Source organism: Polynucleobacter wuianus (assembly GCF_001659725.1).
GTDB classification, from domain to species: Bacteria; Pseudomonadota; Gammaproteobacteria; order Burkholderiales; family Burkholderiaceae; genus Polynucleobacter; species Polynucleobacter wuianus.
Genome location: NZ_CP015922.1, coordinates 1,643,861 through 1,660,050 on the forward strand (window position 1 = coordinate 1,643,861; position 16,190 = coordinate 1,660,050).

Annotated in this window: 16 protein-coding genes; all 16 read left to right on the forward strand. The window is 42.1% G+C overall.

Annotated features, from left to right (window positions below):
- Window positions 1–2: 2 nt before the first annotated feature.
- Window positions 3–356, forward strand: a complete 354-nt coding sequence (locus tag A8O14_RS08445; RefSeq protein WP_068949107.1) for a hypothetical protein — start codon at window positions 3–5, stop codon at window positions 354–356.
- On the forward strand, window positions 353–1,429 hold the full coding sequence (gene acsF, locus A8O14_RS08450; RefSeq protein WP_068949108.1) for a magnesium-protoporphyrin IX monomethyl ester (oxidative) cyclase: 1,077 nt from the start codon (window positions 353–355) through the stop codon (window positions 1,427–1,429). The genes A8O14_RS08445 and acsF overlap by 4 nt, the downstream gene beginning before the upstream one ends.
- Before the next feature lie 6 nt (window positions 1,430–1,435).
- A complete protein-coding gene (puhE, locus tag A8O14_RS08455; protein ID WP_068949109.1) occupies window positions 1,436–2,194 on the forward strand; it encodes a putative photosynthetic complex assembly protein PuhE in 759 nt (252 codons plus the stop codon).
- Between the two features lie 11 nt (window positions 2,195–2,205).
- Window positions 2,206–3,147 carry a 4-hydroxy-3-methylbut-2-enyl diphosphate reductase gene (gene ispH, locus A8O14_RS08460; RefSeq protein ID WP_068949110.1) on the forward strand — a complete coding sequence of 314 codons (942 nt, stop codon included), beginning with the start codon at window positions 2,206–2,208 and terminating at the stop codon, window positions 3,145–3,147.
- Between the two features lie 113 nt (window positions 3,148–3,260).
- A complete protein-coding gene (gene chlG, locus A8O14_RS08465; protein ID WP_068949111.1) occupies window positions 3,261–4,145 on the forward strand; it encodes a chlorophyll synthase ChlG in 885 nt (294 codons plus the stop codon).
- Window positions 4,142–5,470 carry a BCD family MFS transporter gene (locus A8O14_RS08470; RefSeq protein ID WP_068949112.1) on the forward strand — a complete coding sequence of 443 codons (1,329 nt, stop codon included), beginning with the start codon at window positions 4,142–4,144 and terminating at the stop codon, window positions 5,468–5,470. The genes chlG and A8O14_RS08470 overlap by 4 nt, the downstream gene beginning before the upstream one ends.
- A 3-nt stretch (window positions 5,471–5,473) precedes the next feature.
- Window positions 5,474–6,679 (forward strand): geranylgeranyl diphosphate reductase, encoded by a 1,206-nt coding sequence (locus tag A8O14_RS08475; RefSeq protein ID WP_068949113.1) that lies wholly within the window; start codon window positions 5,474–5,476, stop codon window positions 6,677–6,679.
- On the forward strand, window positions 6,676–7,161 hold the full coding sequence (locus tag A8O14_RS08480) for a TspO/MBR family protein (RefSeq protein ID WP_068949114.1): 486 nt from the start codon (window positions 6,676–6,678) through the stop codon (window positions 7,159–7,161). The genes A8O14_RS08475 and A8O14_RS08480 overlap by 4 nt, the downstream gene beginning before the upstream one ends.
- Window positions 7,162–7,174: 13 nt before the next feature.
- A complete protein-coding gene (hemA, locus tag A8O14_RS08485) occupies window positions 7,175–8,476 on the forward strand; it encodes a glutamyl-tRNA reductase (protein WP_068949785.1) in 1,302 nt (433 codons plus the stop codon).
- A 16-nt stretch (window positions 8,477–8,492) separates the two neighbouring features.
- Window positions 8,493–10,370 carry a 1-deoxy-D-xylulose-5-phosphate synthase gene (dxs, locus tag A8O14_RS08490; protein ID WP_068949786.1) on the forward strand — a complete coding sequence of 626 codons (1,878 nt, stop codon included), beginning with the start codon at window positions 8,493–8,495 and terminating at the stop codon, window positions 10,368–10,370.
- Window positions 10,371–10,383: 13 nt separating this feature from the next.
- Complete coding sequence (locus tag A8O14_RS08495) at window positions 10,384–11,601, forward strand: Coenzyme F420 hydrogenase/dehydrogenase, beta subunit C-terminal domain (protein ID WP_068949115.1); 1,218 nt, start codon at window positions 10,384–10,386, stop codon at window positions 11,599–11,601.
- A 115-nt stretch (window positions 11,602–11,716) separates the two neighbouring features.
- A complete protein-coding gene (locus A8O14_RS08500; protein ID WP_082913150.1) occupies window positions 11,717–12,685 on the forward strand; it encodes a cobalamin B12-binding domain-containing protein in 969 nt (322 codons plus the stop codon).
- Between the two features lie 17 nt (window positions 12,686–12,702).
- Window positions 12,703–13,824 carry a uroporphyrinogen decarboxylase gene (gene hemE / locus A8O14_RS08505; protein WP_068949117.1) on the forward strand — a complete coding sequence of 374 codons (1,122 nt, stop codon included), beginning with the start codon at window positions 12,703–12,705 and terminating at the stop codon, window positions 13,822–13,824.
- An 8-nt stretch (window positions 13,825–13,832) separates the two neighbouring features.
- Complete coding sequence (locus A8O14_RS08510) at window positions 13,833–15,155, forward strand: NAD(P)/FAD-dependent oxidoreductase (RefSeq protein ID WP_068949118.1); 1,323 nt, start codon at window positions 13,833–13,835, stop codon at window positions 15,153–15,155.
- Between the two features lie 12 nt (window positions 15,156–15,167).
- Window positions 15,168–15,476 (forward strand): winged helix-turn-helix domain-containing protein, encoded by a 309-nt coding sequence (locus tag A8O14_RS08515; RefSeq protein WP_068949119.1) that lies wholly within the window; start codon window positions 15,168–15,170, stop codon window positions 15,474–15,476.
- A gap of 90 nt (window positions 15,477–15,566) precedes the next feature.
- On the forward strand, window positions 15,567–16,169 hold the full coding sequence (locus A8O14_RS08520) for an FMN-dependent NADH-azoreductase (protein WP_068949120.1): 603 nt from the start codon (window positions 15,567–15,569) through the stop codon (window positions 16,167–16,169).
- Window positions 16,170–16,190: the final 21 nt, after the last annotated feature.

Below are 16,190 nucleotides of genomic sequence, written 5' to 3' on the forward strand. Positions count from 1 at the left end.
AGATGTCAAAACAGCTAGTGAATTGTCATATTGATATGTCCAATACATCTGAATTTTTGTATGCACACGTTGATCTTAATGGTGTCAAGGTGGGGCCAGGCGATGCAGTTTTAGTACATAACCCAATTGTAGATATTGAATATGGAGAAATTCTCAGTTACAGCAGAACGGCGACGGTTTCAAAGGCTGGGATTTTTTCGCGCCTGTGGGTCTACCTTACTGCAAGACTAGAAATTACTATGTTGTACGAGGTCAGTTTTTCTACAACTCGATTCAGTAAAGCCAAAAGATACCCAAGGCCAAGCGAGAAGCAAGAAATTAGCCCATTAATTTTGCAAGAAGGAGTAAAGGCATGAGCGCATCCACTACCAGCATGGATTCTGTTCGTCCAATTAATGAATCAACTGATAGGGCCTTAGAAAATACCATTCTTAGCCCACGCTTTTATACAACTGATTTTGATGAAATGGATCGATTTGACATTTCTTCTGTAAAGCCTGAATGGGATAAATTAATGCAGGAATTTGATCAGGATATTAATCAGGCGCATTTTCAACGTCCTGAAGATATGTCCAAGGATTATTCGCATTTGCCAGATGGCCTATATCAGGAATTTTTAGATTTCTTAATTAGCTCGATTACATCCGAATTTTCAGGTTGTGTTCTTTATTCTGAGATTAAAAAATCGATTAACAATCCAGATCTTAAAAGCCTTTTTTCTTATATGGCTCGAGATGAAAGTAGGCATGCTGGATTTATTAACCAATGGCTGAAGGATTTTGGTATTGGCGTAGATTTGGGTTTCTTGGCAAGAACTAAAAAATACACCTTCTTTAAGCCGAAATTTATTTTCTATGCAACCTACCTATCGGAAAAGATCGGATATGCAAGATATATTACGATTTACCGAATAATTCAAAACAAGCCTGAATTACGTTTTCATCCAATATTTCTCTGGTTTGAAAAGTGGTGTAACGACGAGTTTCGCCATGGCGAAGCATTTGCCTTATTGATGCGCTCAAACCCAAATCTGCTAAGTGGTGTTAACAAGCTCTGGATTCGCTTCTTCTTATTGGCGGTATATGCCACGATGTATGTTAGAGATCATTCCCGTCCAGAGTTTCATAAGGCGCTCGGTGTTTCCCCATCAGACTATGACCGTAAAGTATTGCAAATTACTTCAGATATTACTAAGCAAGTATTTCCTTTCACTATTGATTTAGACAATCCACGACTCTGGGAAGGATTCGACAAATTAAGAAGGATTTCCGATGAGGTTGAGGAGTTAAAGCTAATAGGAGGGCCTTTGTCCCTAATCAAGCGTGGATACCTAGCAGCCTGCGCAATGGTGACATTTGTGAAAATTTATACCATGCCTGTTGTTCCAAATGAGCTTCCTCAAGACATTCGTCTTGCCCCTGTTTGGTAACTACTCATGTATTTTTGGATAAGCCCTTTAATTTTTACCATTTTTATATGGTGGTTTAGTACAGGACTTATTTTAAAAATTAATAGCCTTCCAAGACGCTTTTACAAAGCAATATTTGTTATTTCGATTGTGACCCTGATTTTTGCATTTTGGGGCCTACAAATATCTAGTCGGGAAGCAACTATTGCCGGGGCTTATTGTTCATTTACATGCGCCATTATTATTTGGGGTTGGCAAGAGCTTGCATTTTTACTCGGCTACATCACGGGATCACGGCGATCAGATTGCCCTAAGGATTCAGGTGGCTTACAGCGTGCATGGTACGCATTTCAAACAATCAATTATCACGAACTAACTCTATTGGGCTTGGGCCTCGCCCTATTTTTGATTAATCTTGACTCTGCCAATCAAACTGGCTTTTGGACCTACGTTATTTTGTGGGGGATGAGACAGAGCACTAAGGTAAATATCTTTTTGGGAGTCTTGAATTTCAATGAAGCATTTTTGCCTCAGCATTTGAAATATCTAATTACATACTTTAGACGTAGGGCTATGAATTTATTGATGCCTTTCTCTATTCTCGTGTCTTTGCTTATTCTTATTCCAATCTGGTCTCATGCAGCCTCTGAATCTTCCCTATTTGAAACAACATCTTCTGCACTTTTGGGGATCTTATTAGGGCTTGGTCTGTTGGAGCATTTATTTCTCATACTTCCATTTCCAAATGAGTGGTTATGGAAGTGGGGCTATAAGAATAATCGCTAGAGAGAATTTATATGATCTCATCTAAAACCATTTATCTTGCTCAACCGCGAGGATTTTGTGCGGGCGTCGAAAGGGCAATCCTTATTGTTGAGGAGGCTCTTAAGCGATTCGGAGCCCCAATCTATGTAAGGCATGAAATTATTCATAATGCTTATGTAGTAAAAGATTTTGAAAGTAAGGGAGTTGTTTTTGTAAACGACTTATCTCTCGTCCCTAAGGGGGCTATCCTTATATTTAGTGCACATGGTGTATCCAAGGCAGTGAGGTTTGAGGCTGATGAGCATGAACTTACAGTTTTTGACGCTACTTGCCCATTAGTAGCAAAGGTCCATGCTGAAGTAGTGCGATTAAAAGAGCGCGGTTATCAAATTATTATGATTGGTCACCATGGGCATCCTGAAGTAGAGGGTACTATGGGCCAGGTTGATGCATCTATTCATCTTATTGAGTGCGTATCGGACGTAGCCAAATTAAACTTTAGTGAGAGTGATTTATTGGCATACGTAACGCAAACCACTTTATCCATTGATGAGACTCATGAGATTGCTGCTGCATTAGTTCAAAGATATCCGCAGATACACGCGCCTAAGCGACAAGACATTTGTTATGCAACACAAAATCGTCAGGATGCCGTTAAAGCGATGGCACCTCAAGTCGACTTAGTTATCGTTGTCGGAAGTCAAAATAGTTCAAATTCCAAGCGACTTCAAGAATTAGCTACCAGTTTGCATATCCCGGCTTATTTGGTTGATGAACCAAGCCAAATCCAAAATAAATGGTTTAGAGGGGTGGCGAATATTGGAATTACCGCTGGCGCATCTGCTCCCGAGGCATTAACCGCCAAAATTATTGAGGCGGTTGGCTTTATCTGTCAGGCCAAAATACTGGCTCTAGACGGCATTGAAGAGAACGTCAATTTCTCTTTACCAAAAGCCTTATTGCAGGCTGCATAAACCCCTAAAATTGCCTTTCTTATTGATATATAAGGGTTTTCACTGGTAAAAACAGGCTATAAAAGTGTCAAATTTAATTGACACTTTAAAATGTCAATGACAAAATCATTTACATGAATCTGCCAGAACCTAGAGCAATTTTGACGCTTTTGAAGCCGATCACATGGTTTCCTCCAATGTGGGCGTTTGCTTGCGGCTCCATCACTGGCAGTGAAACAATCAAGCAACATCTCCCAATATTTTTCTTGGGTTTACTTTTAACTGGCCCCCTTGTTTGCGCTTCAAGTCAGGCTGTAAACGACTGGTACGACCGTCATGTTGATGCAATCAATGAACCTGATAGACCAATACCATCAGGCAGAATTCCTGGAAGTTGGGGATTATATATAGCCATTATTTGGTCTCTGATTTCGCTTTATGCTGCTAGCTACTTAGGTGTGATGGGATTTTTAGCGACTGTTTTAGCTTTAGTCTTGGCATGGCTATACAGCATGCCACCGATACGATTTAAAAATAATGGTTGGATTGGAAACCTTGCTTGTGGAGTGAGCTATGAAGGCTTGGCTTGGATAACAGGCGCAACATTGTTATCAGGTGGATCTATTCCAAATAAGCCATCGCTATTGCTCGCAGGCTTATATAGCGCAAGTGCCCACGGCATTATGACCCTGAATGATTTCAAGGCGATTGAGGGCGATAGACAAATGGGCGTGCGCTCATTACCTGTTCAGCTGGGAGCAAAAAGAGCAGCTCAATTTTCTGCAGCATTTATGTTAATCCCACAGATCTTGGTAATGATCTTATTGTCGTATTGGGATAAGCAGGGTTATGCCATCGTTATTGGGGCATTAATGATAGGGCAGGTTTTCCTGTTAGTTGATTTCCTCAAAAGACCTATACAAAAAGCACTTTTCTATAGTGGCTTTGGCGTTCCATTGTTGGTATCGGGGATGATGGTCGCAGCATTTGCAGTCAACAGCATGGAGATGGGATCATGAGTATCGCAATTGCTCAAGCTGTCACTCGTCATTCCACATTTGGATGGCTCAGTATTGTGCGATTGGGTCTTGTCCAAGCTTCAATTGGCGCCATTGTCGTCATGACAACCTCAACACTAAACCGCATCATGGTGGTTGAATTGGCTTTACCCGCTAGCCTTCCTGGGCTTTTGGTTGCTATTCATTATTTCGTGCAGGTTATTAGGCCGCGGATGGGTTTTGAATCCGATAGTGGCTCGAAGAAAACACCGTGGATTATCGGCGGTATTGCATTGCTAGCATTAGGTGGATTTGGCGCGGCTATTGCTACGACATTGATGGGCATTAATTTAATTATCGGAATTTTGGCTGCAATAGTAGCCTTCTTCTTAATTGGCATTGGTGTCAGTATGAGCGGTACATCATTGCTTGCCTTGTTGGCAAAAGGTGTGAGTGACGATCGTAGGGCGGCTGCAGCAACAACCGTTTGGCTGATGATGATTTTTGGGTTTGCATTGACTAGTGGAGTAGCAGGGAAATTTTTAGATCCCTATGCTCCTGAAAAGGTAATTCTCATTTCAGGGATCATCTCGCTAGTTGCTATTGCACTTACATCATTAGCCCTATACAGGCTAGAAGGCTCTGACCTTGAAAATAAGATATCCAAGACCAAAGAAAAAATCCCTTTCAAGAGTGCTCTTGGGGAAATCCTATCCGATCCTGATACTAAAAGATTCACCATTTTTATCTTTTTATCGATGCTTGCTTTTAGTGCCCAAGACTTAATTTTGGAGCCTTTTGCGGGAATCATTTTCAAGTACACACTTGGAGAAACGACTAGTCTTTCAGGAATTCAACATTCTGGCGTTTTAACTGGAATGCTGTTAGTTGCCGTTTGTGGCTCAAGTAGATTGAGGCGCTACTTTGGGTCTTTAAGGTCATGGATGATTTATGGTTGCCTCGCATCAGCATTGGCAATGTTTGGATTGGTAATGGCCGGAATATTAGAAGGCGAATGGCCTCTAAAGCTCAATGTGTATGTTTTGGGTCTGGCTAATGGAGCGTTTTCAATTGCGGCAATCGCATCAATGATGCGATTGGCAGTAGTTGGGGGTGGCGGGAAAGAGGGGGTCAGAATTGGCCTTTGGGGTGGCGCTCAAGCAATAGCGTTTGGTCTTGGAGGCCTATTGGGGGCAGGCGCAAGTGATTTAGCCCGTTCAATATTCACGAATCCTGCCTGGGCCTATGCAAGTGTATTTTTTATAGAGGCAATTTTATTTGTTGCCTCTGCCTACATGGCATCTTTGGTTGAACGCAAATCCACTAATGAATTCAAGGCGGGGTGAAGAATGTCATCAGAATTGATTTATGACGCAGTAGTTGTTGGTGGTGGACCAGCCGGTGCTACCGCTGCACATACTCTAGCGCTGAAGGGAATGAAAGTTCTCTTGCTGGACAAACGGGGAAGAATTAAGCCATGTGGAGGCGCTATTCCCCCCAGATTAATAAAAGATTTTCAGATTCCTGATGAATTACTGGTTGCTCGAGCAAAATCAGCACGCATGGTTTCGCCTAGCGGGAAAGCAGTAGATATTCCGATTGAAAATGGTTTTGTAGGAATGGTGGATCGAGCACAATTTGATGAATGGTTAAGAAAGCGTGCCGTAAATGCGGGCGCCGAAAGAGAAGATGGTTTATTTGAAACCCTGACAAGGGAGAATTCTCATGTCCGGATTCATTATCGATCTAGGGGCGCCCGTGATGGCGATCATGGTTCTATAAAGAGCGTTTTAGCCAAATCAGTTATTGGCGCCGATGGTGCTAAATCCCAAGTGGGTAGAAGTGCCGGGGTTAAGGGATGCGCAGAGGCAAATTATGTATTTGCTTATCACGAGATTATTAAAACTCCTAAGGACAGTCCAAGCTCATTTGACGCAAGTCGATGTGATGTTCTCTATCAACAACCGGTATCTCCTGACTTTTATGGTTGGGTGTTCCCCCATGGCGATACGATCAGCATTGGGACTGGAAGTGCTGATAAGGGTTTTTCGCTCCGTAATGCAGTAGGGAAATTGAGGAAGGATATTGGATTAGAGCATGCTGAGCTAGTTCGACATGAGGGCGCGCCGCTACCTATGAAGCCTTTAAAAAAGTGGGATGACGGAAAGCAGGTTGTACTTGCTGGTGATGCTGCAGGAGTTGTAGCGCCAGCATCTGGTGAGGGGATTTATTACGCCATGCTTGGTGGTCAATTAGCGGGCGAGGCTATTGCTGAATTTGTAGAGACGCAAAACCCGGCAAAACTGCAACTCGCGAGAAAAAGATTTATGAAAGAACATCGTATGACGTTTCTGGTGCTTGGAATCATGCAATATTTTTGGTATTCAACTGATAAACGTCGCGAGAGTTTTGTAAAAATGTGTGAGGATAAAGATGTGCAAAGACTCACCTTTGAGTCTTATATGAACAAAAAGTTGGTTCGCAAAAAGCCTCTCGCACATTTCAAAATCTTTATTAAAGATATGGGACATCTGCTAGGGCTAGCAAAGGTATGAAAATTTTCTTTCAACATAAGTACCTTTTGCTGATTGCCATTTGGATGGTTGGCACATCAGTAATGGGGGGTCTTGCAACAGAAATAGGCCCTTGGTACTTTTCATTAAAGCAGCCGGGCTGGAAACCGCCTGATTGGGCTTTTGGTGTCATCTGGACCATTATTTTTGTTTTATCAGCAATCGCCTGGATGATTGCATTTAATAGCAATCCATCTCCATCTCAGAAAAATAAAATTATTACTTTATTTTTCTTGAATGGATTTTTAAATGTGCTTTGGAGTGTTTTCTATTTCAGGATGCACCATCCAGACTGGTCCTTAATAGAAGCATGCTTCCTGTGGGGCTCAGTGTTGGAGATTATTTTAGTGATGTGGCCGATTAGAAAGTTAGCCGCATTACTAATGGTTCCATACTTAATATGGGTAAGTATCGCCATGCGCTTGAATTGGGAAACTATGGTCTTAAACCCAGGGGCCTACTAAAAGTATGTCAGGCATGAAGCTCTTAAACCTCGGTGTTAATCACCACACAGCGCCAGTCGACATTCGAGAAAGTGTTGCAGTCTCGCCTGAGGTTTTGCAGGACTCACTTATCGATTTACGTAAATATTTACAGGGAAATGGCTCGGGACATAAACCAGAGGTAGCAATATTGTCTACATGTAATCGAATGGAAATTTATTGCGCGGCGAATGATGTTGAATATACCGAGAACCATTTGGAAGATCGGGCTTTTGAATGGTTGGCAGCTCAAAATAATGTCCAAAAAGATGAGTTACGTCCTTACATCTATTCAGCAAAAGAAAGCGATGCTGTAAAACACGCCTTTAGAGTCGGAAGTGGTTTGGATTCAATGGTTCTGGGAGAAACACAAATTCTAGGGCAAATGAAAAAAGCTATAGAGAATGCTAATCAGGTTGGGACGTTGGGGGCTTATTTAAAGCCCTTGTTTAATAAAACTTTTTCAGTGGCAAAAGTTGTTCGAGGTAATACCCAAATTGGAGCGCACTCTATATCAATAGCGGGCGCCTCCATTAAGTTGGTTGAGCGTATTTTTGGACAAGTCAGTGATTGCAATATTTTATTTATTGGAGCTGGGGAGATGATCGGGCTTTGCGCTAATCACTTTGCAGGTAAAGCCCCAAAAAAGATTGCAATTTCAAATAGAACTGTTGATCGGGGTAGCGAGTTAATTAAAACTTTTTCCGATAAGAATTTAAGAACAGATGTATTCCCTTTAGTTGAGCTACCAAAGCAGTTACATGAATACGATGTTGTTGTTTCTTGTACTGCTAGTTCGCTCCCAATCATTGGCATGGGAATGATTAAAACAGCTCTTAAAGCTAGGCAATCACGCCCCATTGTTCTGATAGATTTAGCGGTACCAAGAGATTTTGAGCCGGAAATTAAGACTCTTAAAAATGCCTATCTTTACTCTATTGATGATCTCGGTGAAATAGTAAGCGCAGGAAAAGCAAATCGTGTGGATTCTATTGGTGATGCTGAAAAGATTATCGAAAGAGGTGTCGTGGAGTTTTACGAAACCTTAGAAAAAAGAGCCGTTGTACCAATTATTAAGTCAATTCAAAACGTTGGCGAGCAATATCAAAAGATAGAGTTGGAAAAGGCAAGTAGAAGGATTGCTAACGGTGACGATCCTATGGTTGTTCTTTCGCATATGGCAATAGCGCTTGCTAATAAATTTATGCACGCACCAATTCATGCATTAAAGCAATCTTCCGATGCGAATCTGGAAGAATATAAACAAATTATTTCTAAAATATATTCTTCCAAGTGAGTTGGCTATGCTAAAAATGACTAACTTACTCGAAACCATATCAAACCCAGAAGAATTACGGGCCTATGAAATTTCTAAGCTCCCTCAAATAGCGAGAGAGCTTAGAAATTTTATATTGAGCTCTGTTTCAAGTACGGGCGGTCATCTTTCTTCAAACCTGGGGACAGTAGAGCTCGCAATAGCACTCCATTATGTATTTGATACCCCTTATGATCGCCTGATCTGGGATGTGGGTCATCAAAGCTATGCTCATAAAGTACTCACTGGCCGCAGGGAGGCGATGTCTGGGCTAAGGCAGTTTGGCGGTATTTCAGGGTTTCCTAAACGCAGTGAGAGTGAATATGATGCGTTTGGAACTGCCCATTCATCTACAAGTATCTCAGCGGCCTTAGGAATGGCAGTGGCTGCTAAAACAAAAAATGAGAAACGTAATATAGTAGCAATTATTGGCGATGGTGCAATGAGTGCTGGTATGGCTTTTGAGGCGATGAATAACGCTGGCGTGAATAAAAAAGTACCGCTAATTGTGATTCTGAACGATAACGAGATGTCAATTTCACCGGCGGTAGGAGCGCTAAACCGCTACTTAGTGAAATTGATCTCTGGTTCTATGTATGCGGCTACTAAAAGAGGTATCGATAAAGTACTCTCTGTAGCGCCACCCATCCGTGAATTTGCAAAAAGATTAGAAGGTCATGCAAAGGGAATGGTCGGCCCTGCAACGATTTTTGAGGAGTTTGGGTTTGACTATTACGGCCCAATAGATGGCCATAATTTAGATGTATTAATTTCAACTCTAGAAAACGTTAAAACGCTTGCTCAAACTGAGGGCCCTCAGTTTCTTCATATTATTACAAAAAAGGGCAAGGGATATTCATTAGCAGAGCTCGATCCTATTGCCTATCATGGCCCTAGCGCATTCGATCCGATAGTGGGCATTGAGGCAAAGCCCGTGCCTAAGAAGGCCTATACCCAGGTATTCGGAGAGTGGTTATGCGATATGGCTCAGGCAGATGAACGCTTGATTGCCATTACTCCTGCTATGCGTGAGGGCTCGGGCCTGGTGGATTTTGAAAGACGCTTTCCTGATCGATATTACGATGTAGGAATAGCGGAGCAACATGCGGTTACCTTTGCGGCTGGAATTGCTTGTGAGGGATTAAAACCAGTAGTTGCGATTTATTCAACTTTCTTGCAGCGTGGCTACGATCAGCTGATACATGATGTGACCTTACAGAACTTACCTATCGTATTTGCTATTGATCGAGCTGGTATGGTGGGCGCTGATGGGGCAACACATGCCGGAGTATTTGACATTGCTTTTTTACGCTGCTTACCAAATTTAGTATTGATGACGCCATCAAACGAACAGGAATGCCGAGCAATGCTGACAACTGCTTTTAAGCACGATGGTCCTACAGCTGTGCGCTATCCACGCGGTGCCGGAATCGGATTGGAAGCAGCGGGTGAATCCCTAGCTACTTTGCCTATTGGCAAGGGGTTTGTGGTTCGCTCTATTGATAAAGCTTTGCCTCCAAAGAAAAGAATTGCTTTCATTTGTTTTGGACCCTTGCTTTACACCGCTCTTTCCGTGGCCCAAGAAATCAATGCCACCGTGGTAGATATGCGCTTTGTGAAGCCTTTAGATGACAAATTATTAATAGAAATCGCTGATAGTCACGATGGACTAGTTTTTGTTGAGGACAGCGCTACTAAGGGTGGCGCCGGTAGTGCTTGCTTAGAAGTGCTGTCAGACAACAATATCCATATTCAAACCTTATTGCTAGGGCTGCCTGATGAGTATGTAGAGCATGGTGAGCTTAATTTACTTCTAGATAACTATGGACTGTCTAAGGAAAAGATTAAACAAAGAGTTTTAGCGCGTTTTGTATAAGGTCTGATAAAGAGTGGAGTCAATTGAGATTGCCCCATTTCGTGATTTATGTACCGATTGCGGTGTATCTCGAACTACGCAGCCTAAACGTTGCGCAACTGCCTGTCAGTTTATTCAACCCAATTACCCTAAATTTGAGACCTTAGTTCACGGCAGGGAACGCGTTACAGATAAATCTGATGAGGTCTTTTTTGGACCGTATTTAGAAATGTTTAGGGCTAGATTAAAGACCCCGCTACAAGGCGCTCAGTGGACTGGAATTATCACGAGACTTTGTGAGGTGCTGCTAGAGCAGGGTGTTGTTGATGCTGTCATTACAATGCGCTCTGATGCTGATGACCGCTGGAAGCCTGTTCCGGTAATCGTGACAAGACCTCAGGATATGGCGCAATGCAGAGGAATGAAGATGGGTTATGCCCCAATCATTCAATACCTCGAGCAAGCAAAAGATCTAGGATATAAAAAGGTGGCTATGGTGGGAATTCCATGCCAGGTCTATGCTGCTAGAGCGCTCGAGCAAGAATTTGGCTTTGAGAAATTATTGATTATTGGCTCCCCTTGTTCCGATAACACTACTACTGAGCATTTTCATCAGTTCTTAGGCCTGCTTTCTGATAAGCCGGAAACGATTTCTTATCTAGAATTTAGGGCTGACTATCACGTTGAGATTCGCTTTGAAAATGGTCGAAAGCAAGAAATACCCTTTTTAAAATTACCTTTATCTAATTTGCCCGCAGATTTTTTCCCTACAACCTGTAAAACTTGCGTTGACTATGTCAATTCACTGTCTGATATTACGGTTGGGTATATGGCAGGTACAGGAGAGCAGTGGATCATTGTTCGTAATACTAAAGGCAAAGGTTTAGCGAGTTTGCTTGCTCAAGAGCTTATTTTGGAGCCCGTTTCCTCTGCTGGCAATCGCCTGAGTCCCGTAAAAGGCTTTATGAAAAATGTGGAACTAGCGGCCGGCGGATTGCCACTTCAAAGAATGCCGAATTTTTTAAGAGGAATATTTGCTTGGGTAATGCCTAGGTTTGGACCTCGAGGTCTGGAGTTTGCAAAAGCAAGAATTGAAATGAAGGCAATTGAATCTGTTATTCATTTACGAAATACTGCGCCGCACAAAATTAAAAATATGGTCCCTGACTACATATGGAAGATAACGAAGAGCTACTGTTTAGAGCCTCAATATGATGAAACAAAAGGCTCTAGGGAAAGCACCTACAAATAAGTCTTTGTGATTTGATCTAAATCAATTTATAAAGTAATTATTCCAATAAAGAGGCTCTTAGGCAGCCACGGTTTTTTTCAAAAAAACTCTTTTGAGACCGTGTCTTGATCAAGTGATGTTCATGAATTTATCCAAGCTGGTGAGCATTGCGGGGTTTAAGAAGAAATCTACTCACGATGATTTCAAATTGGATAAACAACAGACGATCAAAGCGTCTAATGATATGTGGGAAGATTGCTTAGTATCTAATGCACCCACTAAGTCAACATTTAAGCAAGATAAAAATACTCATCCAATAGAAAAAGCCTGTACAGAAGGCGAGTACCTTGAGTCACTGGTTAAAACCATTGAGGGAAACATTCTCCCTCATATTATTGAGCAACATCTAGATTCATCTATCCCGGCGCAAATACCGGTCAAGCAAACGATTGATCAAAAAGCAGTAGAAGAATTAACTAAATTAGTTTTGGAAGAAGATGCTCGTATTTCCGTTGACTATGTAAAAGAAATCCATGCTTCTGGAACTGCCTTAGAAGATATTTATTTGCTCCTGCTAACTCCTGTGGCCAGAAAATTAGGAGAGATGTGGGAAGAGGATGAATCTAGCTTTACAGAGGTCACAATAGCGCTTTGGCGAATTAAGCAACTAATGTATGACTTAAGTCCTGTTTTCCAGCAATATGCTGAGCAGGGTAAAACTGGCTCTAGCATTATGTTGGTTCCATTGCCTGGCTCACAGCATAACTTGGGCCTCTTCATGGTCTCTGAGTTTTTTGCAAAGGCTGGGTGGCGCATATGGGGTGAATTAGCTGCTACCGAAGAAGATATTGTTTCTATGGCTGCAAACGAATGGTTTGACATTGTCGGTTTATCAGCTAGTGTTCGAGAGCAATTTCCGCAGTTGAAAGAATTAATTAAGAGTATTAAAGCTAAGTCTAAAAATCCTAATGTAGGTGTCATCATCGGCAGCCCTGTTTTTAATCAGTTCCCCGAGCTAATAGAGGATATTGGGGCGGATATGGTTGGTATGGATGCTGAGGATGCGCTTGAAAAAGCCACTTTTTATGTTGAGCGATTACGCTAAATTATTAATGAACATTTATGGCAGTTCAGTTAGAAAACGATTTATTCATCAGAGCCTGTTTTTGTCGCGAAACTGACAGAACGCCTGTTTGGCTGATGCGTCAGGCTGGTAGATATTTGCCTGAGTATCGAAAGACCAGATCTAAGGCGGGAAGTTTCCTAGATCTCGCTAAAAATCCCGATTTTGCTACCGAAGTAACGCTGCAGCCAATCGATCGTTTTGACTTGGACGCTGCAATTTTATTTTCGGACATCTTAACAATTCCCGATGCCATGGGATTGGAGTTATCGTTTGAAAATGGCGATGGGCCTCGGTTTGCCAAGCCTTTAAGTTCTGAGCATGAGGTGAAGCAATTGCGCAGCGCCGACATGGAGCAGTTGCAGTATGTATTTGATGCGGTTAGCTCAATAGCAAAGGCGCTAACTTCAAATGGTAAGCAGCAAGTACCTTTGATTGGATTTTCTGGAAGTCCTTGGACCTTAGCTTGCTACATGATTGAAGGTTCAGGCTCTCGCGACTTTTCCTTGGCCAAGAAAATGCTGTATGAGCGGCCTGATCTTTTGAAGAAAATTCTAGATATCAATATTCAATCAGTTAGTGAATATTTGCGCCTACAAATAGATGCAGGTGCACAGGCTGTGATGATCTTTGATACATGGGGTGGTTTATTAACTTCAGAGGATTATTTGCAATACTCTCTTGGGCCGATGTCAAAGATTGTTAAAGACATCCGTAGTAATCCTAAATATGATCCAGTACCTATCATCTTATTTACCAAAGGAGGGGGCATTTGGTTAAGTGATATTGCTAATTCAGGAGCCGATGTATTGGGCATAGACTGGACCATCAATTTAGCTAGGGCCCGTGGGCTGATTAATCATGCAAGTAGCCGACATATAGCTATACAAGGGAACCTTGATCCATCTATCCTTCTATCCAATCCACAAGAGATTGAAAAAAGGGTTCAGCAATGCTTTGAAGATTTATCAACCGTAAAGGTGCTAGAGGGAAGTCCATTAGATGGGCATATATTTAATCTGGGTCATGGCATTAGCCAATTTACGCCGCCAGAAAATGTTGCCGCACTAGTCTCCAAGGTCCGTCAATGTTCGGCTGATCTTAGGCTAGCCAAAGTTTAGGGGCACACATGTCAAGCGCACATCGAATAGTCATAGTGGGTGGAGGCGCAGGCGGGCTTGAGTTAGCAACCAAATTAGGCGATGACTCAGGATCTAATAAAACAAGTATTACTCTTGTTGATAAGAATAGAACGCATATTTGGAAGCCAAAACTCCATGAGGTAGCTGCAGGCTCTATGGATCTTGCTGATCAAGAGTTAGACTATATTGCTCAAGCGCATTGGCACCATTTTAAATTTCGATTGGGTGAGCTAATCAGTATTGATCGAGAGCGAAAGCAAATCCAAATTGCTCCTGTTGTTGATGAAGCGGGTGAATTGGTAACTCCAATACAAACGATTCCATATGACACGCTGATTATTTCCATAGGTAGTTTGACAAACGATTTTGGGACGGAAGGTGTTGCCCAATATGCACAAAGACTGGAATCACTGGCCGATGCAAAGCGCTTTCATTTACGTTTGGTTAATGCCTGTTTAAGAGCACAAGCTCAGTCCGACCCTTTGGCTCCTCATCAGCTTAAAGTGGCAATTATTGGTGCAGGAGCAACTGGAGTTGAGCTTGCTGCAGAGTTACATAGAACTACTCGCGCAATCATTTCTTTTGGAATGGATAGAGTTGATCCAGAAAAAGATCTAAAAGTGATATTGATCGAAGCGGCCCCTAAAATATTGCCAGCACTATCTAATCGGATTTCCACCGCTGCTCAAAAACTATTGCTAGATCTTGGTGTTGAAGTCATAACCAACGCAAAGGTGCAAAAAGTACTGCCGGATAAGGTATTGCTTTCAGATGGCGTTGAAATACCTGCTGAATTAATTGTCTGGGCAGCCGGAGTGAAGGCGCCTGATTTCCTTAAGGGTATTGGCGGTCTAGAAACTAATCACGTCAATCAATTGTTAGTCTTGCCGTCATTGCAAACTACTTTGGACCAAAATATCTTTGCGATTGGAGATTGTGCGGCCTGCCCATGGCCCGAAGCAAATAATGGCAAGGGGGGTATTGTGCCACCACGCGCTCAAGCAGCGCACCAACAGGCAACGCATATTTACAAACAAATTAATCGGATCATGAGTCATGAGCCCCTGAAACCTTATGCGTATCGGGATTTTGGATCTCTAGTTTCTCTTGGTGAGTACAGCAGTGTCGGCAGCATGATGGGCGGTCTCATTGGTGGCAGCCTTATGGTGGAGGGGCTATTCGCTAAATGTATGTACATTAGCCTTTATAAGATGCACCAATTAGCACTTCATGGTTGGGTAAAAGTAGCTTTAGACACTCTGAGTCGATTAATTCATCGTAGGACCCACTCGATTGTTAAGTTGCATTAGTTTGGAGGATTTATGAATATCAATAAGTATTGCGCCATTTTTGAGGCACTAGGTTTTGAGATTAGATTAAAAATATTTAAGTTCATTATTCAATCCGGAAATGAGGGTGTTGCACCCAAAAATATCATTAAGGAGTTTGATGTTGACTCAGGTACTTTAAGCTTTCATCTAAAAAAGCTAGAAAAGGTAAAGTTGATTGCAAAGAAAGCTACAGGAAAAAGAGCAAGTTATTGCGTCTCTCCTGCTATGCCAAAAGCAGTTATGCAGATATTTCTAGCAGAGCTTGTGAATGAGAGTGTCGGGCTCATGCCGCTGGTCTAATTAGCTCTTGATCTTCAGCCGGAGTTCCAATGAGTCCGTTAAAGGCCGTTACTGGTGTTGCATAATGGGTCTATATAAATAGGCTTAAATATGAATACCGTACTGTGTCTTAATTGCAGCATACAAGGCGATAACAGCCATTCACGACAGTTGTCTAATAAACTGCTTGAGCGTATTAAAAAAACGTATTCCAGCGTCAAAATTGTGAGTCGCGATTTAGTAAAGGATTCACTACCCCACTTAAATGGCGCGCAATTTAATGCGTTCATTACGCCGCCTGAGCAGCGTACAAGTGAGCAAAAAGTACTTGCTAGTCAATCCGATGATCTAATCAAAGAAATTAGCGATGCAGATACGGTAGTACTGGCTTTGCCTATGTATAACTTTGGAATTCCATCTCAGCTTAAATCTTACTTTGATAATTTAGCTAGAGCAGGTGTGACCTTTAAATATACAGCTACTGGTCCTTTAGGTTTGCTAACCGGTAAAAAGTCGATTGTTCTGGCTACTCGGGGTGGCCTCTATTTTGGAACTGATAAAGATACCCAAACAAAATACGTCAAAGATTTCCTTAGTTTTATCGGCATTACCGATGTGGAGTTCATTTATGCAGAAGGCTTGGCTATTTCACCGGAGCAAAAGGTCAAGAGCTTAGAGCTCGCCAATGATATTATTGAGGCGATGAGTCTATAAGGGTTGCACATATAAGCGTTA